The organism is Dactylosporangium sp. NPDC006015, from assembly GCF_040614215.1.
Classification (GTDB): Bacteria; Actinomycetota; Actinomycetes; order Mycobacteriales; family Micromonosporaceae; genus Dactylosporangium; species Dactylosporangium maewongense.
Map to the genome: position 1 here is coordinate 169,864 of NZ_JBEXUD010000013.1, position 16,873 is coordinate 186,736.

Below are 16,873 nucleotides of genomic sequence, written 5' to 3' on the forward strand. Positions count from 1 at the left end.
GCACCTGTCCGGGCCGGGCCGCGGTCACCTGTTCAGGGCGCCGGCCGTGCCGATCTTCTGCGCGTAGAGGGCCGTCACGATGAGGGCCGTCTCGTCGTAGCCGAGGATGAGCACGGCGTCGGGGGCGGCGGACCGGACGCGGGCGGCCAGGCCGGCGAAGTCCTGGCTGGTGCCGGGGTAGGTCACGAGCTGGACGGCATCCTCGGGCACGCCGGCGGTGACCAGGTTCGCCTTCACGTTCTTCTGCAGGCCGAGGCCGTAGGCGTCCTCGCGGGCCAGGATCATCACCTTGTGGGGGCCGTCGCGCATGATGACGTCGGTGAGGGCGCGGGCCTGCAGGGTGTCGGCGGGGGCGGTGCGGAAGAACAGGCCGTTGTCCGCGACGGTGCTCAGCTCGTCCGATGTGGACGATGGGGAGATGAGGATCCGGCCGGCCGCGGCGATCTTCGGGATGACGGCCTTCGTCACGCTGGAGGACGACGCGCCGATGATGACCTGCACGCCCAGGCCGACGAACCGGTCCACGGTGGCGGCGGCGACGGTGGCGTCCGTGCCGTCGTCGCCGTCGACCCACTCGACCGGCTGTCCCAGCACGCCGCCGGCGGCGTTGATGTCCATGACGGCGAGCTTGGCGGCGGCGAAGCGCGGCGGGCTGCGGAACGCGAGCCGGCCGGTGTGCGGCATGAGCCCGCCGACCTTCAGCGGGGCCGGCTTCTTCGCGCCCGCCCCGAAGTTCGGATAGGCGGTGAACGGCGGGGCGGGGGTGGTGGAGGCGAGCGACTCGTCGCCGGCGCCGATGTACTCGGTCATGTTGGCGTTGATGGTGTTGTCCCGGCCGAAGTGCAGGGTGCCGTACGAGGCCGAGGAGGGCTCGCCGCTGTCGCTGAGGCCACTGCGGCGCATCGACACGCCGCGGTAGGCGAAGTCCTTGCCGGCCTTGGCCAGCGCCAGGCAGGCGGCGGCGGAGTCGCAGGTCGTGCCGGAGGTCGAGGCGCCCACGACGTACTTCGCGACGGTCAGGGGCTGGGTGGTGCGGGCCGACTCGGCGGCGAGGGCGGCGAGCATGACCGCGTCGTAGGCCTCGGCGGCGTACCCGTAGTCGACCAGCGTCGGGTCGACCCCGCGCAGCCGCTCCTGGAACGACTCGGGCAGCGCGAGCAGCGGGGTGGTGCCGACCATTCCGGAAAGTATCCCGGGATTTCCGGCGAGCTTGTCCTTGAGCGAGTTGGTCATGTTCGCGTCGGATCCGTAGAGCCGCACGACCAGTGGCCGGCCCGCGTCGGCGGCGGGGGTCGTGCCGCAGCCCGCCGCGAGGGCGACCACCCCGGCCAATGCCACGACCGTGCGGGTCGTCCTGGATCCCACGACATCTGCCTCTCGTCCGCCTACGGGCCCCGCAGACCATAAGCAGTTCGCGGCGCCCGCCCGAGCGCGAGAAACGGACCTTGAGGAAAACTTGCGCTAGGCGGGCGTCGCATTACCAGAGGGTGGCCAGTGACATCACTAAACGTCAATATGAATTCGCTGTGACGATTCCGCTACGCGACTACCCGCCGCCGGCGTAGTTACCGTTGTCGATGACCGCCCGGCGGTCGCCGCGCTCAGGGAGCGAACTGCTGCACGCCGAACGCGACCGCCGCGGCGATGTCGTCGTCGCTGGTGCCCCAGGCGGCCTGGATCGCCGCGCCCCAGGCATGGCAGGCGCGGGTCCCGAACTCCTTCGCCTCGGGCGAGCCCTCCCAGGTGGCGGGGTCCAGCTCGATGCCGCGCAGGTGCAGGTCGAGGCCGAGCAGCGCGAGGTCCCAGCCGCCGCCGACGCCGATCGTGCCGCCGGGGCCGTACTGGCGGACGAGCTCGTCCACGACCTCCGCGGGCGAGGAGTGCTCCAGCTCCAGCACGGTGTCACCGTCGGGACCGGGCGCGAGCCGCAGCTCGACCTCGGTGTCCATGCCGCCGCCGAAGGACCAGGTCACCGCGAGCAGCCGCGGCTCCTCGCAGCGCACGATCCGGCCACCGGCGTTGTCCTTGATCTGGAACGTGCCGCCCAGGCGCAGGTCGCCCTCGACCTGCCCGAGCCACCGGCCGAGCCGCCCGGGATCGGTGCAGGCGTCCCACACGTCCGCGACGTCGGCGTCGTACGTGCGGCGCAGCAGCAGCGAACGCCCCTCGCCGGTGCTGACCGGGTGGCTGCCGACCTCGCGGTGGACGGCGTTGATCTGGTTGACGATGTCGATCACGACGAAGGCCCTTCTGTTGAGGATCGCGAGCGCTTGCCCCGGGCGAGCTCGGTGCCGAGCGCGTCCAGGCGCTGCTCCCAGAAGCCACGGAACCGGTCCAGCCAGGCGTCGACCTCGCGCAACGGCGCGGCGTCGACGGCGTACAGGCGCCGGGTGCCGTCGGCCCGGACGGTCGCGAACCCCGACTCGCGCAGCACCTTCAGGTGCTGCGACACCGCCGGCTGCGAGATCCCGAACTCGGCCCGCACGGTCTCGCTGACCGCGCCGGCGGGCTGCTCCCCGTCGGCGAGCAGCTCCAGGATCCGGCGCCGCACGGGGTCGCCGAGCACATCGAACGCATGCACGGCACGTACAATGTCATCTGCTGCTTATATAAGTCAAGCCTTAAACGGATCGTTGTGGACCGTCGCCGCACCGGCCGCGGTGACGGTCACATCGAGCGAACCGCCGGCGATCCGCAGGCCGCGCACCTGATAGGCGCCGACCGGGGACGGGGACAGGGGGTCGAGCGTCAACCGCCCCGAAGGGGCGTCGACGTCGAGGCCGAGCAGGGCGGTCACCAGCGCGGGACCGGCGGCGGCGGCCCAGGCCTGGGGGCGGCAGGAGGCCGGGTACGGCGTCGGCGCGTCGTCGCCGCCGAAGAGCTCCGGCAGCCGGGCGTCGAAGCGTTCACCGGCGGCGAGCAGGGCGCGGATCACCTCGGCCGCCTCGGCGCGGTGGCCGTCGCGGACCAGGCCGAGCAGGGCGATCGCGGTGTCGTGCGGCCACACCGAGCCGAGGTGGTAGGACAGGAAGTTGTACCCGCCCGACGAGGGCGCGATGGTCCGGATGCCGAACGGTGAGCGCAGCTCGGCGAGGTGGCCGGCGACCCGGGCGCTCTCCTCCGACGAGAGCAGGCCGGTGCCGAGCAGGTGGCCGATGTTGGACGTGAGGCTGTCGACCTGCGCGCCGTCGCCGTCGAGGGCGACCGCGGGGTAGCCACCCGGGCACCAGAACGCCGCCCGGAACCGCGCCGCGAGCGCCGAGGCCCGGTCGCGCCAGTGCGCGGCGCCGTCGCGGCCGAACGACTCCAGGAGCCAGGCACCGTCCAGGAAGGCCCGGTAGGCGTACGCCTGCACCTCGGCGAGCGCGAGCGGCCCGCGCGCGATGCGCCCGTCGGCGTGCTGGATGCCGTCGCCGGAGTCCTTCCAGCCGTGGTTGGCCAGGCCCTTCGTGCTGGACCGGTAGGCGATGAAGCCGTCGTGCCCGGCCAGCCACATCAACGCCCGCTCGACATGCGGCAGCAGCGGCTCGACCTCGGCGGCCGGCAGCCCCCACCGGTAGGCGTCGGCGGCAGTGCTGACGAACAGCGCGGTGGCGTCGACGGTGCCGTAGTAGACCGGCGGCAGCCAGTGAGCGGCGTCGACGGGACGGACCTCGTGCAGGATCTTGCCGGGCTCCTCGTCGGTGTCCGGGTCGTGCTTCGTGCCCTGGCGGCGGGCGAGGGCGCGCAGCGTGCCGGCGGCGACGCCCGTGCCGAGCGGGAGGGCCAGCCGGGCCGCCCACAGCGAGTCGCGGCCGAAGAGGGTGAGGTACCAGGGGCTGCCGGCGGTGTAGTAGTCGTCGTCGCCCTCGGCGTGCCGCAGCGCCGCGAGGTCATCGACGCTCGCGCGCACCAGCGCGTCGAGGCGCCGGTCGTCGGCGGTGACCCGCAGCCCGGCCGGTGCGGCGGAGCGGGTGATCGGCGCGGCGTCCGCGCGGGTGAAGCGCACCGTGGCGGTCCAGCTCGCCCGCGGCTCGACCGTGACCAGCCAACGCATCGGCCCGGCACCCGGCGGCTGGTCCGGCGGCGGGTCCGCCGTCACGGCGACGCGCATCCCGTTGGCGTCGGCCGCGTCGGTACCGACGCCGACGACCTCCACTGTGGACACTGACGGATGCCCGTCCTTCACGGCACCCATGGTGGCGAAGTCGGTGCCGGCGGCGATCTCGATCTCCACGGCCAGGGTGGCGTGGGACAGGTTGGTCAGCGTGAGCGTCTCGGTGCCACCGCGGGGCGACGTGCGGCGGTCGCGCACGAGCGTGACGGTCGGGTCGGGGCCGTCGTCGCCGAGGCCCGGCAGCACCGCGGCGAACCGGGCCGACGCCGCACCCGTCCGGGTGACCTGGACCGGGACGGGCTCGGCGCCGTCGACGGTGACGACCAGCCTCGACAGGACCCGACGGTCGTCGACGTACAGGCCGTCGGCGCCGCCCCGGAGCTGGCCCGATGGGCCGGAGAGCCACGTGGCCGGGGCGGCGACACACGTCACGTGCTCGTGGAGGTAGGGCTGCCCCATATCGCTCCTCTTGACAAGCCGTTGGCGGGGTGAGAATGTCCGAACACCCATGTTGAACGTTCAAACGGGCATCCCGCAAGACCCGATTTGAACGTTCAACACCATCTCCTGTGGGAGGTCCCGTGCATCCGCCGACCGTCGAGGACGTCGCACGAGCCGCCGGCGTCTCCCGGCAGACCGTGTCCAACGTGCTCAACGCGCCGCAGCGGGTGCGGCCCGAGACCCGGCAGCGGGTCGAGGCGGCGATCGAGCAGCTCGGCTACCGGCCCAACCGGGTCGCGCAGTCGCTGCGGGCCGCCACCTCACGCATGATCGGCTACCGGATCGAGCCGATGCACCCGCACGCGCTGGGCAGCATGCACGACCGGCTGCTGCACGCGCTCGCCGAGGCTGGCCGGGCCGCCGACCACCATCTGCTGCTGTTCACCGCCGACGACCCGCTCGACGAGGTCGCCAACGCCGACGCGCTGCACCGCGCCGGCGCCATCGACGGCGTCGTGCTCTACGGCATCCAGTCCGCCGACCCGCGCCCGGCGGGCCTGCGGCAGCTGCGGATCCCGTTCGCCGCGTTCGGCCGTACCGGCGCCGACGACGCCCACCCGTGGGTCGACATCGACAACACCGCCGGCACGGCCGCCGCCGTCGATCACCTGGTCACCCGCGAGCACCGGCGCATCGCGTTCCTCGGCTACCCCGAAGGCGTCGCGGTCGGCGACCGGCGCGCCGACGGGTGGCGCACCGCCCTCGACAAGCACGGCCTGCTCGACGGCTCCCGCCACCTCGACCTGCGCGGCGAGGACTCCCTCGCCACCGGCGCGCGCCTCGCGGAGGCACTGCTGGACCACCACACCCCACCGACCGCCGTCGTCGCCGCCACCGACACGCTCGCCGCGGGCGTGCTGCGCACCGTGCGGCAACGGCACGCCCGGCTCGCCGTCGTCGGCTTCGACGACACCCCGACCGCCGGCGCGCTCGACCTGTCCAGCGTCCGGCAGCCGATCGAGGCCGTCGGACACGCGATGATCCGTGCCCTGCTGGGCCCCGGCGGCAACGAACCCGCCGGGCAACTGCTGGCACCCGAGCTGATCGTCCGGGCCTCCAGCGCTCTGCCCTGAGTTTCCCCGACCCCCCTGGGAGCGACATCATGTTACGAACACCCCGCCTCCTGACCGCTCTGATCGCCACCGTCCTGCTGGTCGCCGCGTGCGGTGACGACGGCAGCGGCACCGGCACCGAAGGCAGCGCCACCGGCGCGAAGCTGACGATGTACGCGTTCTCCTCCTCCCCCGCCGAGGACGCCGTGCTGCGCAAGGCCGTCGAGGACTACAACAAGCAGGGCCGCAACACCGTCGAGCTGAAGGTGCTGCCCGAATACGACACGGCCCTCACCACCGCGCTCGCCGGCGGCGAACCGCCGGACGTCTTCTACGTCAACGACAACAAGCTGCCCGACTTCGGCAAGAACGGCGTCCTGGAGCCGATCGGCGACAAGGTCGACAACCCCGGCGACTTCTACGAGACGCTCAAGCAGTCCTTCACCTACAAGGGCACCTACTACTGCGCGCCGAAGGACTTCTCCACGCTGCAGCTGGTCTACAACACCGCCGACTTCACCGCCGCCGGCCTGAAGCCGCCCACGACCTGGGACGAGCTGACCGCGACGGCGAAGGCGCTCACCAAGCCGGGCCACCCGGGTCTGGTGCTCGCGCCGGAGTTCTACCGCTGGGGTGCGTTCATGGCCCAGGCGGGCGCCTGGCCGACGAACGACGACGTCACCAAGATGACGATGGACACGCCGGAGATGCGCACGGCGCTGCAGTACGTCACCGACAACCACAAGGCGGGCTGGTTCGGCACCCCGGCGTCGGTCGGCGCGGGCTGGGGCGGCGAGGCGTTCGGCAAGGCCGCGACGTCGATGACGATCGAAGGCAACTGGATCGTCGGGGCGATGAAGAACGACTTCCCCAACGTCAAGTACGCGGTCGCCGAGCTGCCCGCCGGCCCGAAGGGCAAGGGCACGATGTCGTTCTCCGTCTGCTACGGCGTGGCGAAGGCGGCGAAGAACAAGGCCGCCGCGCTCGACTTCGTCAAGTTCCTCACCTCGCCGGACGAGCAGTTCGCGGTGACCAAGGAGTTCCCGGTCATGCCGTCGCGCAAGTCCCTGGCGGACAAGTGGCTGGCGGACAAGCCGGAGCTGAAGGCGTTCGTCGCCGGCGGCGACTACGCGAAGAAGTCGGTGTTCGTGCCGGGCTTCAGCACCGCGATCGACACGTTCAACGACGGCATCCAGGGCCTCGCCAAGGGCAACAAGCAGGTCGCCGACGTCGTCACCAGCACGCAGAAGGCCGGGACCGACATCCTCGGCTGACGTCACGGAGAGGGGCCGCCCCGGCGGCCCCTCCACTGAGGAGTCCGCATGTCACGCATTCACGGCCGGCAGGGGCTGGCCGGCTGGCTCTTCGTGTCGCCCGCGCTGATCGGGCTCGGCGCGTTCATGGTCGCGCCGATCCTCCTCGCGCTGTGGGTCAGCTTCCGCGACTGGAGCGGGCTCACCCCGCTCAGCGCCTCCGACCCAGCCGGCGCCGCCAACTACCAGGACCTGCTGACCGATCCCGGGATCGTCCGCGGCGACTTCGCCAAGAGCCTGCGCAACAACCTGTACTACGTGCTCGGCGTCGTCCCCGCGCAGACGGCGCTCGCGTTCCTCCTCGCGCTCGTCGTCAACGCCCGGCTGCTCAAGGGCCGCACGTTCTTCCGCACCGCGTTCTACTTCCCGTCGGTGACCAGCTCGATCGCGGTCGCGTTCATCTTCATCTTCCTGTTCAGCCCGACCGGCGTGGTCAACACGGTGCTGTCGGCGGTGCTGCCGGGCAAGGTCGACCTGGTGTGGCTCGACGACTCCGACGGGCTGCTGCACCTGCTGCTGGGCGCGGCCGGCGTCGACAGCCCGCCGGGCGCGCTGCGCGGCGAGTTCATGGACCTGTCCTGGTGGGACTGGCTCGCCGGGCCCAGCGTCGCGCTCAGCTCCGTGATGATCCTCGCGACCTGGACCACGACCGGCACGTTCATGCTGATGTTCCTCGCCGGGCTGCAGAACGTCCCGGAGGAGCTCGAGGAGGCCGCCTCCATCGACGGCGCCTCCGCCCGGCAGCGCTTCTTCCGGATCACGCTGCCGCTGCTGAAGCCGACGCTGTTCCTCGTGCTGACCCTCGGCGTGATCGGCACCTGGCAGGTGTTCGACCAGGTCTACGCGATGACGTCCGGCGGGCCGCAGAAGACCACGCTCACCCCCGCGTACCTCATCTACCGCGAAGGCTTCCAGAACAGCGCGATGGGCCGGGCCGCGGCGATCGCGTTCATCGTGCTCGTCATCATCCTGGTGTTCACCGGCGTGCAGCGGCTCGTGCTGCGGAAGGAGCGCTGACATGCCGTTCTCGTTGCGCCGCGTGCTGCGGTACGCGCTGCTGCTCGGCTTCGCCGTCATGTTCATCTACCCGTTCGTGCTGTCGCTGGGCACGTCGTTCAAGTCGCGGCCCGAGGTCGCCACCCATCCGGTGTCGCCGTGGCCGCGCTCCTTCGACCTGCGGGCGTGGTCGGACGTGCTCGTGCACAGCGACTTTCCGCTGTGGACCTTCAACTCGATCCTCGTCACGGTCGCCGCGACCCTCGGGCGGGTCTTCATCGACTCCCTCGCCGGCTACGCCCTGGCCCGGCTGCACTTCCGCGGCCGCGGCGTCCTCTTCGCCGGGATCATCGCGGTGCTCGCGGTGCCGCCGATCGTGCTGACCGTGCCGCGGTTCCTGGTGCTGAAGGAGCTGAGCCTGCTCAACTCGTACACCGGCCTCATCCTGCCGCTCGCGGTCGACGCCATGGGGATCTTCCTGATGCGCCAGTTCTTCGCCGAGCTGCCCAAGGAGCTGGAGGAGGCGGCCCGCATCGACGGCGCCTCGATCTTCCAGGCCTACTGGCACGTGGTGCTGCCGCTGGCGCGGCCCGCGCTGCTGACGCTGACGATCCTGTCGTTCCAAGGGGTGTGGAACGAGTTCCTGATGCCGCTCATCGTGGTGCGGGCCAGCCCCTCGCACTGGACGCTGCCCTTCGGCCTGTCGACGCTGGGCCGCGGCGGCGCGGGCGGGCAGAGCTTCGACTACCCGGTGATGATGGCCGGCTCGATCCTCACCATCATCCCGGTGGCGATCGTGTTCATCGTCTTCCAGCGGTACTTCGTCCGCAGCGTCGCCAGCAGCGGCGTCAAGGGCTGACGTCCCGCCGGGGGCCGTCCGGGTCCACAGTGGACCGTCACAGCAGGCTCAGCACCGCCGTCACCGGGTCGACGTCGGCCGGGAGGGCGGGGCCGATGGCGCAGCAGGTGGCCGTGCCCGCGGCCACCTGCGTGCGTCCCGCGTCGTGGATGACCTGCACCGGCAGGCCCGCCGCGACGGCGTGCCCGCACAGCTCGGCGAGCTCCGCCGCCCCGGCGACCTTCAGCACCACCTTCGGCTGCCCCGCCTGCAGCCACGCCTCGAACACCGCCCCGTGCGGCCCCTGCAGCACCGCGGACACGGCCGCGTGCGCGACCTGCGCCGCGATCTTGCCCCGGCCCATGCCGAGGTCGGTGCGCACGACAAGGACCATCTTCGGTTCGGTCTTCACGACCAGCGATGTTAGTGCGTGGTCAGGTCCGCCAGCAGGCGCATGGCGCCGGGCACGTCGCCGGCGACGCGCTGCCGGTCGGCGCCGGTCCCCTCCTCGCGGAGCCGGGCCAGCTCCTTGGCGACGACGCCGTCGTCGCCGTGCCGGCGCAGCGCCGGGCCGGTGATGTCGGCGAGCAGGTCGACCAGGTCCCAGGCCGGCACCGCGCGGCGGCCGCACAGGTCCATGAGGGTGCCACCGAGGCCCTGGTGCGCGGCGTTCCAGTGCGCGGCCCGCAGCAGGTGCTCGGGCGGGCTGACCGCCGGGCGGCCGGCGGCGATGTCGTCCAGGACGGTGGCGACGAGCCCGCGGACGAGCCCGGCGATGAGGACCGTGTCGCCGGCGGTCGGGCACACGTCGCCGACGCGGACCTCGACGGTCGGGTAGCGCCGCGACGGTCGTACCCACCACAACACCATCGACTCGTCCAGCATGACACCGCTGCCGACCAGCTCCGCGACCGTGCGCTCGTAGTGGGCCACCGACGTCAGGTAGGGCGCCGGGCCCAGGCTCGGCCAGCGGTCCAGCTGGATGCTGCGCCAGCTCGCGTGGCCCGTGTCCGCCCCCGCGTGGAACGGCGAGTTCGCGGTCAGCGCCTGCACCACCGGCAGCCACGGCCGAAGGTGGTTGCAGACCTGCACGGCGACCTCCCGGTCGGGGACGCCGACGTGCACGTGGCAGCCGCACAGCGCCGGGTCGTGCGCGATCGGCCCGTAGTGCCGGGAGATCGCCCGGAAGCGGGGCGTGTCCTCGACGGTGAGGTCGGGCTCGGCGACCGGGGTGGCGGCGACGGCGACCAGCCGCGCGCCCACCGACTGCGCGGCGAGGGCGGCCGCGGCCCGGTTGGCGGTCAGCCGCCCGCGCAGCTCGGACAGGGACGTGCAGACCGGCGTGACCATCTCCATCATGCTGCGCCGGAACTCGACCCTGGTCTGCTGCCGGGCCGGGTCGGGCAGGCGCGCGCGGGCGTCGTCGGCGACCGGGACGTTGCGCCACGTGCCCGGGTCCAGCAGGAGGAACTCCTCCTCCGCACCGACGGTCAGGGTCTGCCGGGCGAGCGCGCCGGCGAGGTCCGCGGGGCTGGACGCGGTCAACGACATCAGCGGCGCCTTTCAGCGATGAGGACACACACGGCGATGCGTTCGGCGTGCGCGTAGGACGGGTCGTCGAGGTTCTCGCTGTACACGTCAGGGTCGATCTCCCGGTAGGTCCAGTCGAGGCCGGTGCCGGCGAGTCTGGTCGCGGCCCCGTCGAGCAGCGGGTCCCGGCCGTCGACGACGCCGGTGCCGCTGAACAGCACCAGCGATCCGCCGGGCGAGAGGCGGTGCACGGCGGTGTCGAGCACGGCCAGGGGTAGGTCGTGTCCGTGTCGGCCGCCGCCGTCCCGGTACCGCCGGCGCTGCGGGTCGATCATGAACGGCGGGTTGGAGACGATGAGGTCGAACTGGCCGTCGACCTCGGTGAGCAGGTCGCTGTGCACGGGCGTCACCCGCGCCCCGGCGAGGTCCGCGTTGACGGCCGTGTACCGCAGCGCGACCGGGTTGATGTCGACGCCGACGACCTCCGCCTCGGGTGCGTGCCGTGCCACGGTGACGGCGATCGCGCCGCTGCCCGTGCCGATGTCGACGGCCCGCCGCGGCGCGACCGGCAGCGTCCGCAGGTGCGCGGCGACGGCGTCGCAGGCGCGCAGCGTGTCGGGGCCGAAGAACACCGCGTCGGGCCCGGCCGGCGGGTACGCGGAGTGGAAGAACAGGCCGCCGTCGAGCGTGGAGCAGCGGATCCGGCTGCGCCACGTGTCGCCGTCGCGGTCCAGGACGCCGGCCTCGTCGAGCAGCGTGACGAGGCCGTCGGGGAGCACGCCGGGCCCGAACGGGCGGCTCCAGCCGAGCACGTCGCGCAGCGTTCTGGCGCGGGCGTTCGCCGGCCGCCGGTTGACCCGCTCGTGCGTGGCCTCGGTGACGGGGACGAACCGGTACCCCGTCTCCTTGACGGCCTCGCCGAGGCGGCGCAGGGCGGCGTCAGCGTAGACGGGCGCTTCGGTGGCCGCGGTCATGCCGAGCCCTTTCCCCACAAAGTTCCTGCTTAACCGGCCCGTCCTGAGGGAAGACGGTGACCATGCGCCTGCCCCGACCGCGAGGACCGGTCTCCGACACGCTCGTCGCCATGCTCGCCGGCCCACCGCGCGACCTGCCGGGCGGCGCCTGGCGGGAGCTGGTAGCAGGCACCGACGCGTGCACCGACGAGGACCTGCAGCTGAGCCTGCACATCTGTTACGAGCTGCACTACCGCGGCTTCGACGGCGTCGACGAGCGGTGGGAGTGGCAGCCGTCGCTGCTGGCGTTGCGTCAGGCCGGCGAGGAGCGGTTCGAGGACGCGTTGCGCGCGGCGGTGCCCGTGCCGACGCCGCCGGCGCCGCACGAGGTCCCGCACGCGCTCACGGCGCTCGTCGACGCCGACGACGCCCCGTCACTGTCGAAGTTCCTGAAGGGGCGCGCGACACTCGAGCAGTTCCGCGAGTTCGTGCGGCACCGCTCGATCTACCACCTGCGGGAGGCCGACCCGCACACGTGGGCGATCCCGCGCCTGGCCGGCCGCCCGAAGGCCGCCCTCGTGGAGATCCAGTCCGACGAGTACGGCGGCGGCCGCGCCGAACGCATGCACGCCGAGCTCTTCCGCACCACGATGCGGGAGCTGGACCTGGACGACACCTACGGCGCCTACCTGGACGTGGTCCCGGCCGTCACGCTCGCGACCAACAACCTCATGTCGCTGTTCGGCCTGCACCGCCGGCTGCGCGGCGCGACCGTCGGCCACCTCGCCGTCTTCGAGATGACGTCGTCCCTGCCCAACCGCCGCTACGGCGACGGCCTGCGCCGCCTCGGCCTCGACGCGACCGCGACCCGCTTCTACGACGAGCACGTCGAGGCCGACGCCGTCCACGAGCAGATCGCCGCCCACGACCTCGCCGGCGGCTTCTGCGCCCAGCACCCTTCACAGGCGGGGCAGGTGCTGTTCGGCGCGGCGTGCGCCCTCGCGCTGGACGGCCGCTTCGCCGCCCACGTCCTGGACCTGTGGACCGCCGGCCACTCGTCCCTGCGGCCGGCCCCTGCCCCGGTAGGCGCCCTCGGCCCGCCTTCCTGAGCCCCGACGCGCACGATCGAACGGCGGATCCGGTCGCGCGGACGGCCGAATCCGCCATTCGATCAACGGCGTCGGGGAGCTTGGTGGTGGGTCAGGCGCCGGCAGCGGGGCGGTCGCCGGTGGAGGCGCTCGGGGCCTGGAAGCCGATCACCTTGTGCGTGCCGTCGCAGAACGGCTTGATCGTCGACCGGCCGCACCGGCACAGCGCGACGGTGGCCCGGCCCGGGTCCACGACCTCGCCGTCCTGCGTGAGCAGCGTGAACTGGCCGCGCACGAGCAGCGGCCCGTCCTCGCAGACGGTGACGGAGGCGACCGGCTCTTCCATGCTCACTGGTTGCCCTCGCCGCGGCGGAGGCAAACGGTCAGCGGCCGCCCACCAGGGCGGCGAGGCGGCGGGCGGACTCGGCCAGGCGGCTGCGGCCGGGGCGGGCCGCGAGGGCGTGCAGCTCCGGCAGGTCCAGGCGGGCGCCGGCCGGCCGGGCGTCGGCGGCCAGGGTCAGCAGGTCGGCGAGGCCGGGGCGCGGGGCGGCGGCGAGCAGTGCCGGCAGGGCCGCCGACGTCGCCTGCCACACGGCGGTGTGCGCGCCGGCCTTGAACGCCTCGGTGAGCGGCTGGACGGTGCGCTGCAGCACGATCCGTTCGTCGCTCGACAGGGCGCCGATCTCCGCGCCGGTCGTGGTGCTGTCCCAGCCGGGCCGGGCGGCGAGGGTGATGAGCGCGTCGGCCGCGGCGAGCCGCATCTCCTGCCGCGACGAGCCGAACACGTACGCGAGGACCAGCGACATCGCCGGGCCGGACGGGCCGTCGGCGGCGGCGAGCCCTTCGAGGAACGTGGTGCCGGGGCTGCCGTGCGGGGTGACGAGGTACGGCTGGATGTGCGCGGCCGCCACCTCCCGGTGCGACGGCGTGACCATCGGCCACAGGGCCATGCGCGGCTGGTGGTAGACGGCGGCGACGCGCTGTGTCGCGGTGCGCGGGTCGGCGACGTCGGCCGGCAGCCCCGCCGCGTCCAGCATCGCGATCCGGCGGCCGGAGTGGTACGCCTGGCCCGGCACCTCCTCGACCCAGGTCCGCGGCTCGGCCGCGGCCGTGCGGAGGTGGTCCGCGAAGCGGCGGCCCGCGGGCGAGGCGAGCCGCGCGGCGCCCTCGACGACCGTGGCGTCGACGGTCCGCGGCAGCCGCAGCAGCGCCTGGGTCAGGTCGGCGGGGCCGGGCTGCCAGCCGTCGCGGTCGGCCTGGCGCAGCAGCGACAGGACCCGGTCGGGGTCGACGTGCCCCGCGACCGTGGCCGGCGTGGCGAGCAGCGCGGGCGGCGGGTCGGCGGCCAGTCGCGCGGCGAGCTCGATGGACCGGCGCTCGACGAACGTGCCGAGCGTGGTGACGTACAGGTGGGCGAACGGGCTCTCGTACGGTGGCGGCGCCGTCAACCCGGTCGCGGCGGCGATCAGGTCGGCCCATGTGCCCGCCCACTGCGGCATGACGGCGGCGAGGACCCGGGCGGCGGCGGCCCGGTCGCCGCGGGCGGCGCGCACCAGCCCGTCGAGCATGAGCTCGTGCCGGACCGGGTCCTCGTCGCCGTGGCGCAGGACGGTGGCGAGCTCGCCGGCGAGGGCGCCGAGGTCCAGCGGCGCCGGGAACTCCGCCGGCAGTGCCGCGACGAGGACCGGGACCGGCGGCGGCGGGGGTGCCGCCGTGCCGAGCAGCGCGGCCAGGCGCTGCCCGACGGCGCCGTCGAGCGCGGGCACCTCGTCGCGGAGGCGGTCGCGGGCGGCGGCCGGCAGGTGCGGCAGCCGCGGCTCGATCAGGTCGAGGGTGCGCCCGGCGAGCTCCGCCACCGGGTGGTGCAGGCCGGTCACCAGACCGTCGAGGAGGTCGTCGAGGGGCAGCTGCCGCAGCCAGCCGAGGTGGGCGCGGACCAGCTTCTTCTCCGGCCGGCTGAGCATGCCGGCGGTGATCTCGGCGAGGGTCGCCGGGTCGAGAGGCGCCTCGTCGTGCAGGGCCCGCAGCGACGTGTACGCCCAGTCCGCGACCGTCGACAGCGGCGCGCCGAGCAGCCCCGTCAGCTCCTGCCGGTGCCCGGTGAGCTCACCGGCGGCCGGGGCGAGCTGCTTGAGCATGGCGAGGAACGGCTGCAGGATCCCCGGCCGGCCGCCGGCGCGCAGTCGGCGCAGGCACCCGGCGATCACGGTGCCCCGCTCGACCCGGCCGGTCGCGGCCAGCTCCAGCAGCGCCTCCGGCCAGGCCGACTGGTCGGCGAACGCGGTGGCGACCTGGACCTCGTCGAACAGGTGCGGCAGCATCCGGTCGAACCACGGGTCCGCGGCGAGGAACCCGGCGAGCCGCTGCCCGTCGCGCCGCATCCGGACGTAGCAGGCGACGGCGGCGGGCTCCTCCGGCGGTGGCGCGCCGACGGCCCGCAGCAGCGCCTCCGTGAACGGCCACAGGGTCGCCAATGTGCGGGACCGCGACCGGCGCAGCATGCCGCGGCCGAGGGTCGCGCACCAGTCAGCGCCGCGCAGCCGCAGCAGGTGGGGCAGGGCGTCCGGCGCGAGGTGCGGCGGCCGGTCGTTCGTCCACGGCGCGTGCAGCCGCTTGACCGCGTCGGCGGCGGCGCCCACGCAGGCGATGACGGCGAGGGAGTAGGCGGCGTGCCGCTGCTCGTTGCGCCTCCGGGCGACCGCTTCGGCCTCGTGCCGCAGGAACCAGATGTTGCCGCGGTTGCGGCGCAGCCGCTCCTGCTGCCGCACGGTCTCCTCGTCCAGCACCACCTCCTCCCCCGGCGCCCGCGCTCCGTCCGCCGCTTGCGCTGCGTCCGGCGCCGCGAACATGGCCGTCGCCACGAGCCGCCGGGGTGCCGCGCCACCGATCGTCGGCCCGCCCACATGGGCGCGCAGGACCATGACGCCGGGGTGCGCCTCAGGCTCCGGCTCCGGCTCCGGTACCGGCTCCGGCAGCACCGGCGGTGGCGTGTAGCCGTCCAGCAGCGGCAGGAGCGCGGCCCGGTCCCCGGCGGACAGCCCGGCGAGGACCTCGGCCAGCGCCTCGAGGTCGCCGTCCTCGATCCGCGCGAACACCTCACGCATCCCGTTCCCCCGTCCGCTCGGTGATGACGGCCGCGACGACGTGCTTGCACGGGCCGCGGCGGCCCTGATGCTCCGCCCACCAGGCGCAGGTGCACGCGTGCTCGTCGCCGCGCCGGTGGACGAGGTACGTGCGCTCGCCGGAGACCACCTCGAAGCCGTCGGCGGTGGCCACGACCCGGCCCGCCGTGGCGAGCATCCGGGCGGCGGCGAGCCGCGGGTGCAGCGCGGCGACGAGGTCCGCCCGGTAGGGCAGCGGCCGGTGGAACGAGGACGCCGCCGCGACGTCGTACCCCACCTGACCGGCGGTGGCGAGGGCGGCCAGCGCGGCGGTGACCCGGGACCGGTCCCAGCCGGTGCGGTCGGCGACCGCCGGGCGGTCGAGGACGGGGTCGGCGACGAGCAGCCCGTCGAGGGTCTCGGCGTCCCCGGCCGGGTCTCCCCCGCCGCTCAGGTCGGCCAGGAGCCGCCCGTCGCCGGCGAAGCCGTGCTGGGTCGCGGTCGACAGCAGCAGCGTGAAGCGGGCCGTGCCGAAGTCCAGCACCCAGCCGCTGACCTGCGCGGGTGCGCCGGCGGCCGGCGGCGAGTACAGGGTGAGGGTGCGCGCGAGCGGCAGCAGCGGGCGCAGCGGCGCGAGCCGGAACCCGTCGGCGACGCACACCGCCCCGGGTGCCGGCCGGGTCGTGAACCGCCAGCCCGGCCCGGCCGGCATGAGCCAGCGGACCTGCCGGCTCCGCGCGGCAACCTCGGCCAGCAGCGTGACGGCCCGCCCGGCGGGCAGCTGGAGCCGCGCGTCCAGCGGCAGCGCGTGCGCCGCGACCTCGGCGAGCCCGCGCAGCCACCGGGCCGGCAGCGGCACCCGCTTCTCGACGATCCTGCCGTCGAGGGTGCCGACGGCGAGCTCGTCGGCGCCGACGGACAGCCGCAGCGGGTCCTGCCCGCCGACCCGGGTCAGCGCCTGGTAGAGCGGCGGGTTGACGTCGACGTTGGTGGTGCCGCGCCCGACCGGCGCGTCCTGCAGCTCGGCGGGGTCGAGGTCGAGCCGCCCATACACGCCGCCGCACGTCGACAGCGCCTCGAACCGCAGCCGCTCGCCGTCACCGGTGACCACCGGGTCGCGGCCGCCACCGGCGCGGGCGGTGCGGACCCCGCGGAAGTCGGCCCCGGCGATGTCGGCGAGGGCGAGCAGGCCGCCGGCGACGACCCGGGGCGTGCCGACGAACCCGGCGAAGAACGCCTGCTCCCGGATCCGCTCCGGCGTGGAGGTGGCGAGGGCCAGGTGGCCGCCGGCGAGCCCGGACGGCCGCGGGTACACCTGCGTGTCGACTGAGGTCTCCGGCACGCTGGGCATCCTGCCACGCCCCGCCCCCGCCCACTGTCCCCGCCGGGAGGCCGTTTCATCCCT

The 16,873-nt window shown here is 74.0% G+C and carries 15 protein-coding genes; 5 read left to right on the forward strand and 10 right to left on the reverse strand.

From position 1 onward, the window contains the following. Positions 1 to 24: 24 nt before the first annotated feature. The 4 genes from ABZ321_RS24565 to ABZ321_RS24580 all read right to left on the reverse strand — a co-directional run bounded on the left by ABZ321_RS24565 (position 25) and on the right by ABZ321_RS24580 (position 4,555). Positions 25 to 1,365, reverse strand: a complete 1,341-nt coding sequence (locus tag ABZ321_RS24565; RefSeq protein WP_354894973.1) for an ABC transporter substrate-binding protein — start codon at positions 1,363 to 1,365, stop codon at positions 25 to 27. A 236-nt stretch (positions 1,366 to 1,601) separates the two neighbouring features. Next, complete coding sequence (locus tag ABZ321_RS24570) at positions 1,602 to 2,237, reverse strand: SRPBCC family protein (RefSeq protein WP_354894976.1); 636 nt, start codon at positions 2,235 to 2,237, stop codon at positions 1,602 to 1,604. Continuing rightward, positions 2,234 to 2,581, reverse strand: coding sequence for a metalloregulator ArsR/SmtB family transcription factor (locus ABZ321_RS24575; protein ID WP_344505722.1), 348 nt, complete (start codon positions 2,579 to 2,581; stop codon positions 2,234 to 2,236). The genes ABZ321_RS24570 and ABZ321_RS24575 overlap by 4 nt, the downstream gene beginning before the upstream one ends. A 33-nt stretch (positions 2,582 to 2,614) precedes the next feature. Beyond that, positions 2,615 to 4,555 (reverse strand): glycogen debranching N-terminal domain-containing protein, encoded by a 1,941-nt coding sequence (locus ABZ321_RS24580; RefSeq protein ID WP_354894979.1) that lies wholly within the window; start codon positions 4,553 to 4,555, stop codon positions 2,615 to 2,617. A 122-nt stretch (positions 4,556 to 4,677) separates the two neighbouring features. Between ABZ321_RS24580 and ABZ321_RS24585 the strand changes: the two genes are divergently transcribed. From ABZ321_RS24585 to ABZ321_RS24600, 4 genes are read left to right on the forward strand one after another with little or no spacing between them, the layout of a single operon-like run. Next, positions 4,678 to 5,670, forward strand: a complete 993-nt coding sequence (locus ABZ321_RS24585) for a LacI family DNA-binding transcriptional regulator (RefSeq protein WP_344505724.1) — start codon at positions 4,678 to 4,680, stop codon at positions 5,668 to 5,670. Positions 5,671 to 5,699: 29 nt separating this feature from the next. Further along, the gene (locus ABZ321_RS24590; protein WP_344505725.1) at positions 5,700 to 6,923 is read left to right on the forward strand and encodes an extracellular solute-binding protein; all 1,224 of its coding nucleotides are present in this window, start codon (positions 5,700 to 5,702) and stop codon (positions 6,921 to 6,923) included. Positions 6,924 to 6,971: 48 nt separating this feature from the next. Continuing rightward, entirely contained in the window at positions 6,972 to 7,979 is a 1,008-nt protein-coding gene (locus ABZ321_RS24595) for a sugar ABC transporter permease (RefSeq protein ID WP_344505726.1), read from the forward strand. 1 nt (position 7,980) lies between these two features. After that, complete coding sequence (locus ABZ321_RS24600) at positions 7,981 to 8,817, forward strand: carbohydrate ABC transporter permease (RefSeq protein ID WP_344505727.1); 837 nt, start codon at positions 7,981 to 7,983, stop codon at positions 8,815 to 8,817. A 37-nt stretch (positions 8,818 to 8,854) separates the two neighbouring features. Here ABZ321_RS24600 and pth2 read toward each other — a convergent pair whose 3' ends face one another. Genes pth2 through ABZ321_RS24615 form a run of 3 tightly spaced genes read right to left on the reverse strand, consistent with a single transcriptional unit; the run spans position 8,855 to position 11,300 of the window. Next, a complete protein-coding gene (gene pth2, locus ABZ321_RS24605) occupies positions 8,855 to 9,208 on the reverse strand; it encodes a peptidyl-tRNA hydrolase Pth2 (RefSeq protein WP_344505728.1) in 354 nt (117 codons plus the stop codon). 11 nt (positions 9,209 to 9,219) lie between these two features. Beyond that, positions 9,220 to 10,347, reverse strand: a complete 1,128-nt coding sequence (locus tag ABZ321_RS24610; RefSeq protein WP_354894985.1) for a glutamate--cysteine ligase — start codon at positions 10,345 to 10,347, stop codon at positions 9,220 to 9,222. Continuing rightward, positions 10,347 to 11,300, reverse strand: coding sequence for a class I SAM-dependent methyltransferase (locus ABZ321_RS24615; RefSeq protein ID WP_354894988.1), 954 nt, complete (start codon positions 11,298 to 11,300; stop codon positions 10,347 to 10,349). The genes ABZ321_RS24610 and ABZ321_RS24615 overlap by 1 nt, the downstream gene beginning before the upstream one ends. Before the next feature lie 62 nt (positions 11,301 to 11,362). Between ABZ321_RS24615 and ABZ321_RS24620 the strand changes: the two genes are divergently transcribed. After that, complete coding sequence (locus ABZ321_RS24620) at positions 11,363 to 12,388, forward strand: iron-containing redox enzyme family protein (protein ID WP_354894991.1); 1,026 nt, start codon at positions 11,363 to 11,365, stop codon at positions 12,386 to 12,388. Between the two features lie 91 nt (positions 12,389 to 12,479). On the opposite strand, the gene ABZ321_RS24625 is transcribed toward ABZ321_RS24620, so the two are convergent. Genes ABZ321_RS24625 through ABZ321_RS24635 form a run of 3 tightly spaced genes read right to left on the reverse strand, consistent with a single transcriptional unit; the run spans position 12,480 to position 16,810 of the window. Further along, a complete protein-coding gene (locus ABZ321_RS24625) occupies positions 12,480 to 12,713 on the reverse strand; it encodes a CDGSH iron-sulfur domain-containing protein (protein ID WP_344505732.1) in 234 nt (77 codons plus the stop codon). 37 nt (positions 12,714 to 12,750) lie between these two features. Then, a complete protein-coding gene (locus ABZ321_RS24630; protein WP_354894994.1) occupies positions 12,751 to 15,471 on the reverse strand; it encodes a hypothetical protein in 2,721 nt (906 codons plus the stop codon). After that, the gene (locus ABZ321_RS24635) at positions 15,464 to 16,810 is read right to left on the reverse strand and encodes an SWIM zinc finger family protein (RefSeq protein WP_354894997.1); all 1,347 of its coding nucleotides are present in this window, start codon (positions 16,808 to 16,810) and stop codon (positions 15,464 to 15,466) included. Before ABZ321_RS24635 ends, ABZ321_RS24630 begins: the two co-directional genes overlap by 8 nt. Positions 16,811 to 16,873: the final 63 nt, after the last annotated feature.

Excerpts from the sequence above, each read along its gene's own strand:
- ABZ321_RS24580 (WP_354894979.1), bottom strand. The coding sequence starts at position 4,555 with ATGGGGCAGCCCTACCTCCACGAGCACGTGACGTGTGTCGCCGCCCCG.
- ABZ321_RS24590 (WP_344505725.1), top strand. The coding sequence starts at position 5,700 with ATGTTACGAACACCCCGCCTCCTGACCGCTCTGATCGCCACCGTCCTG.
- ABZ321_RS24595 (WP_344505726.1), top strand. The coding sequence starts at position 6,972 with ATGTCACGCATTCACGGCCGGCAGGGGCTGGCCGGCTGGCTCTTCGTG.
- ABZ321_RS24600 (WP_344505727.1), top strand. The coding sequence starts at position 7,981 with ATGCCGTTCTCGTTGCGCCGCGTGCTGCGGTACGCGCTGCTGCTCGGC.
- ABZ321_RS24610 (WP_354894985.1), bottom strand. The coding sequence starts at position 10,347 with ATGTCGTTGACCGCGTCCAGCCCCGCGGACCTCGCCGGCGCGCTCGCC.
- ABZ321_RS24615 (WP_354894988.1), bottom strand. The coding sequence starts at position 11,300 with ATGACCGCGGCCACCGAAGCGCCCGTCTACGCTGACGCCGCCCTGCGC.
- ABZ321_RS24620 (WP_354894991.1), top strand. The coding sequence starts at position 11,363 with ATGCGCCTGCCCCGACCGCGAGGACCGGTCTCCGACACGCTCGTCGCC.
- ABZ321_RS24625 (WP_344505732.1), bottom strand. The coding sequence starts at position 12,713 with ATGGAAGAGCCGGTCGCCTCCGTCACCGTCTGCGAGGACGGGCCGCTG.
- ABZ321_RS24630 (WP_354894994.1), bottom strand. The coding sequence starts at position 15,471 with ATGCGTGAGGTGTTCGCGCGGATCGAGGACGGCGACCTCGAGGCGCTG.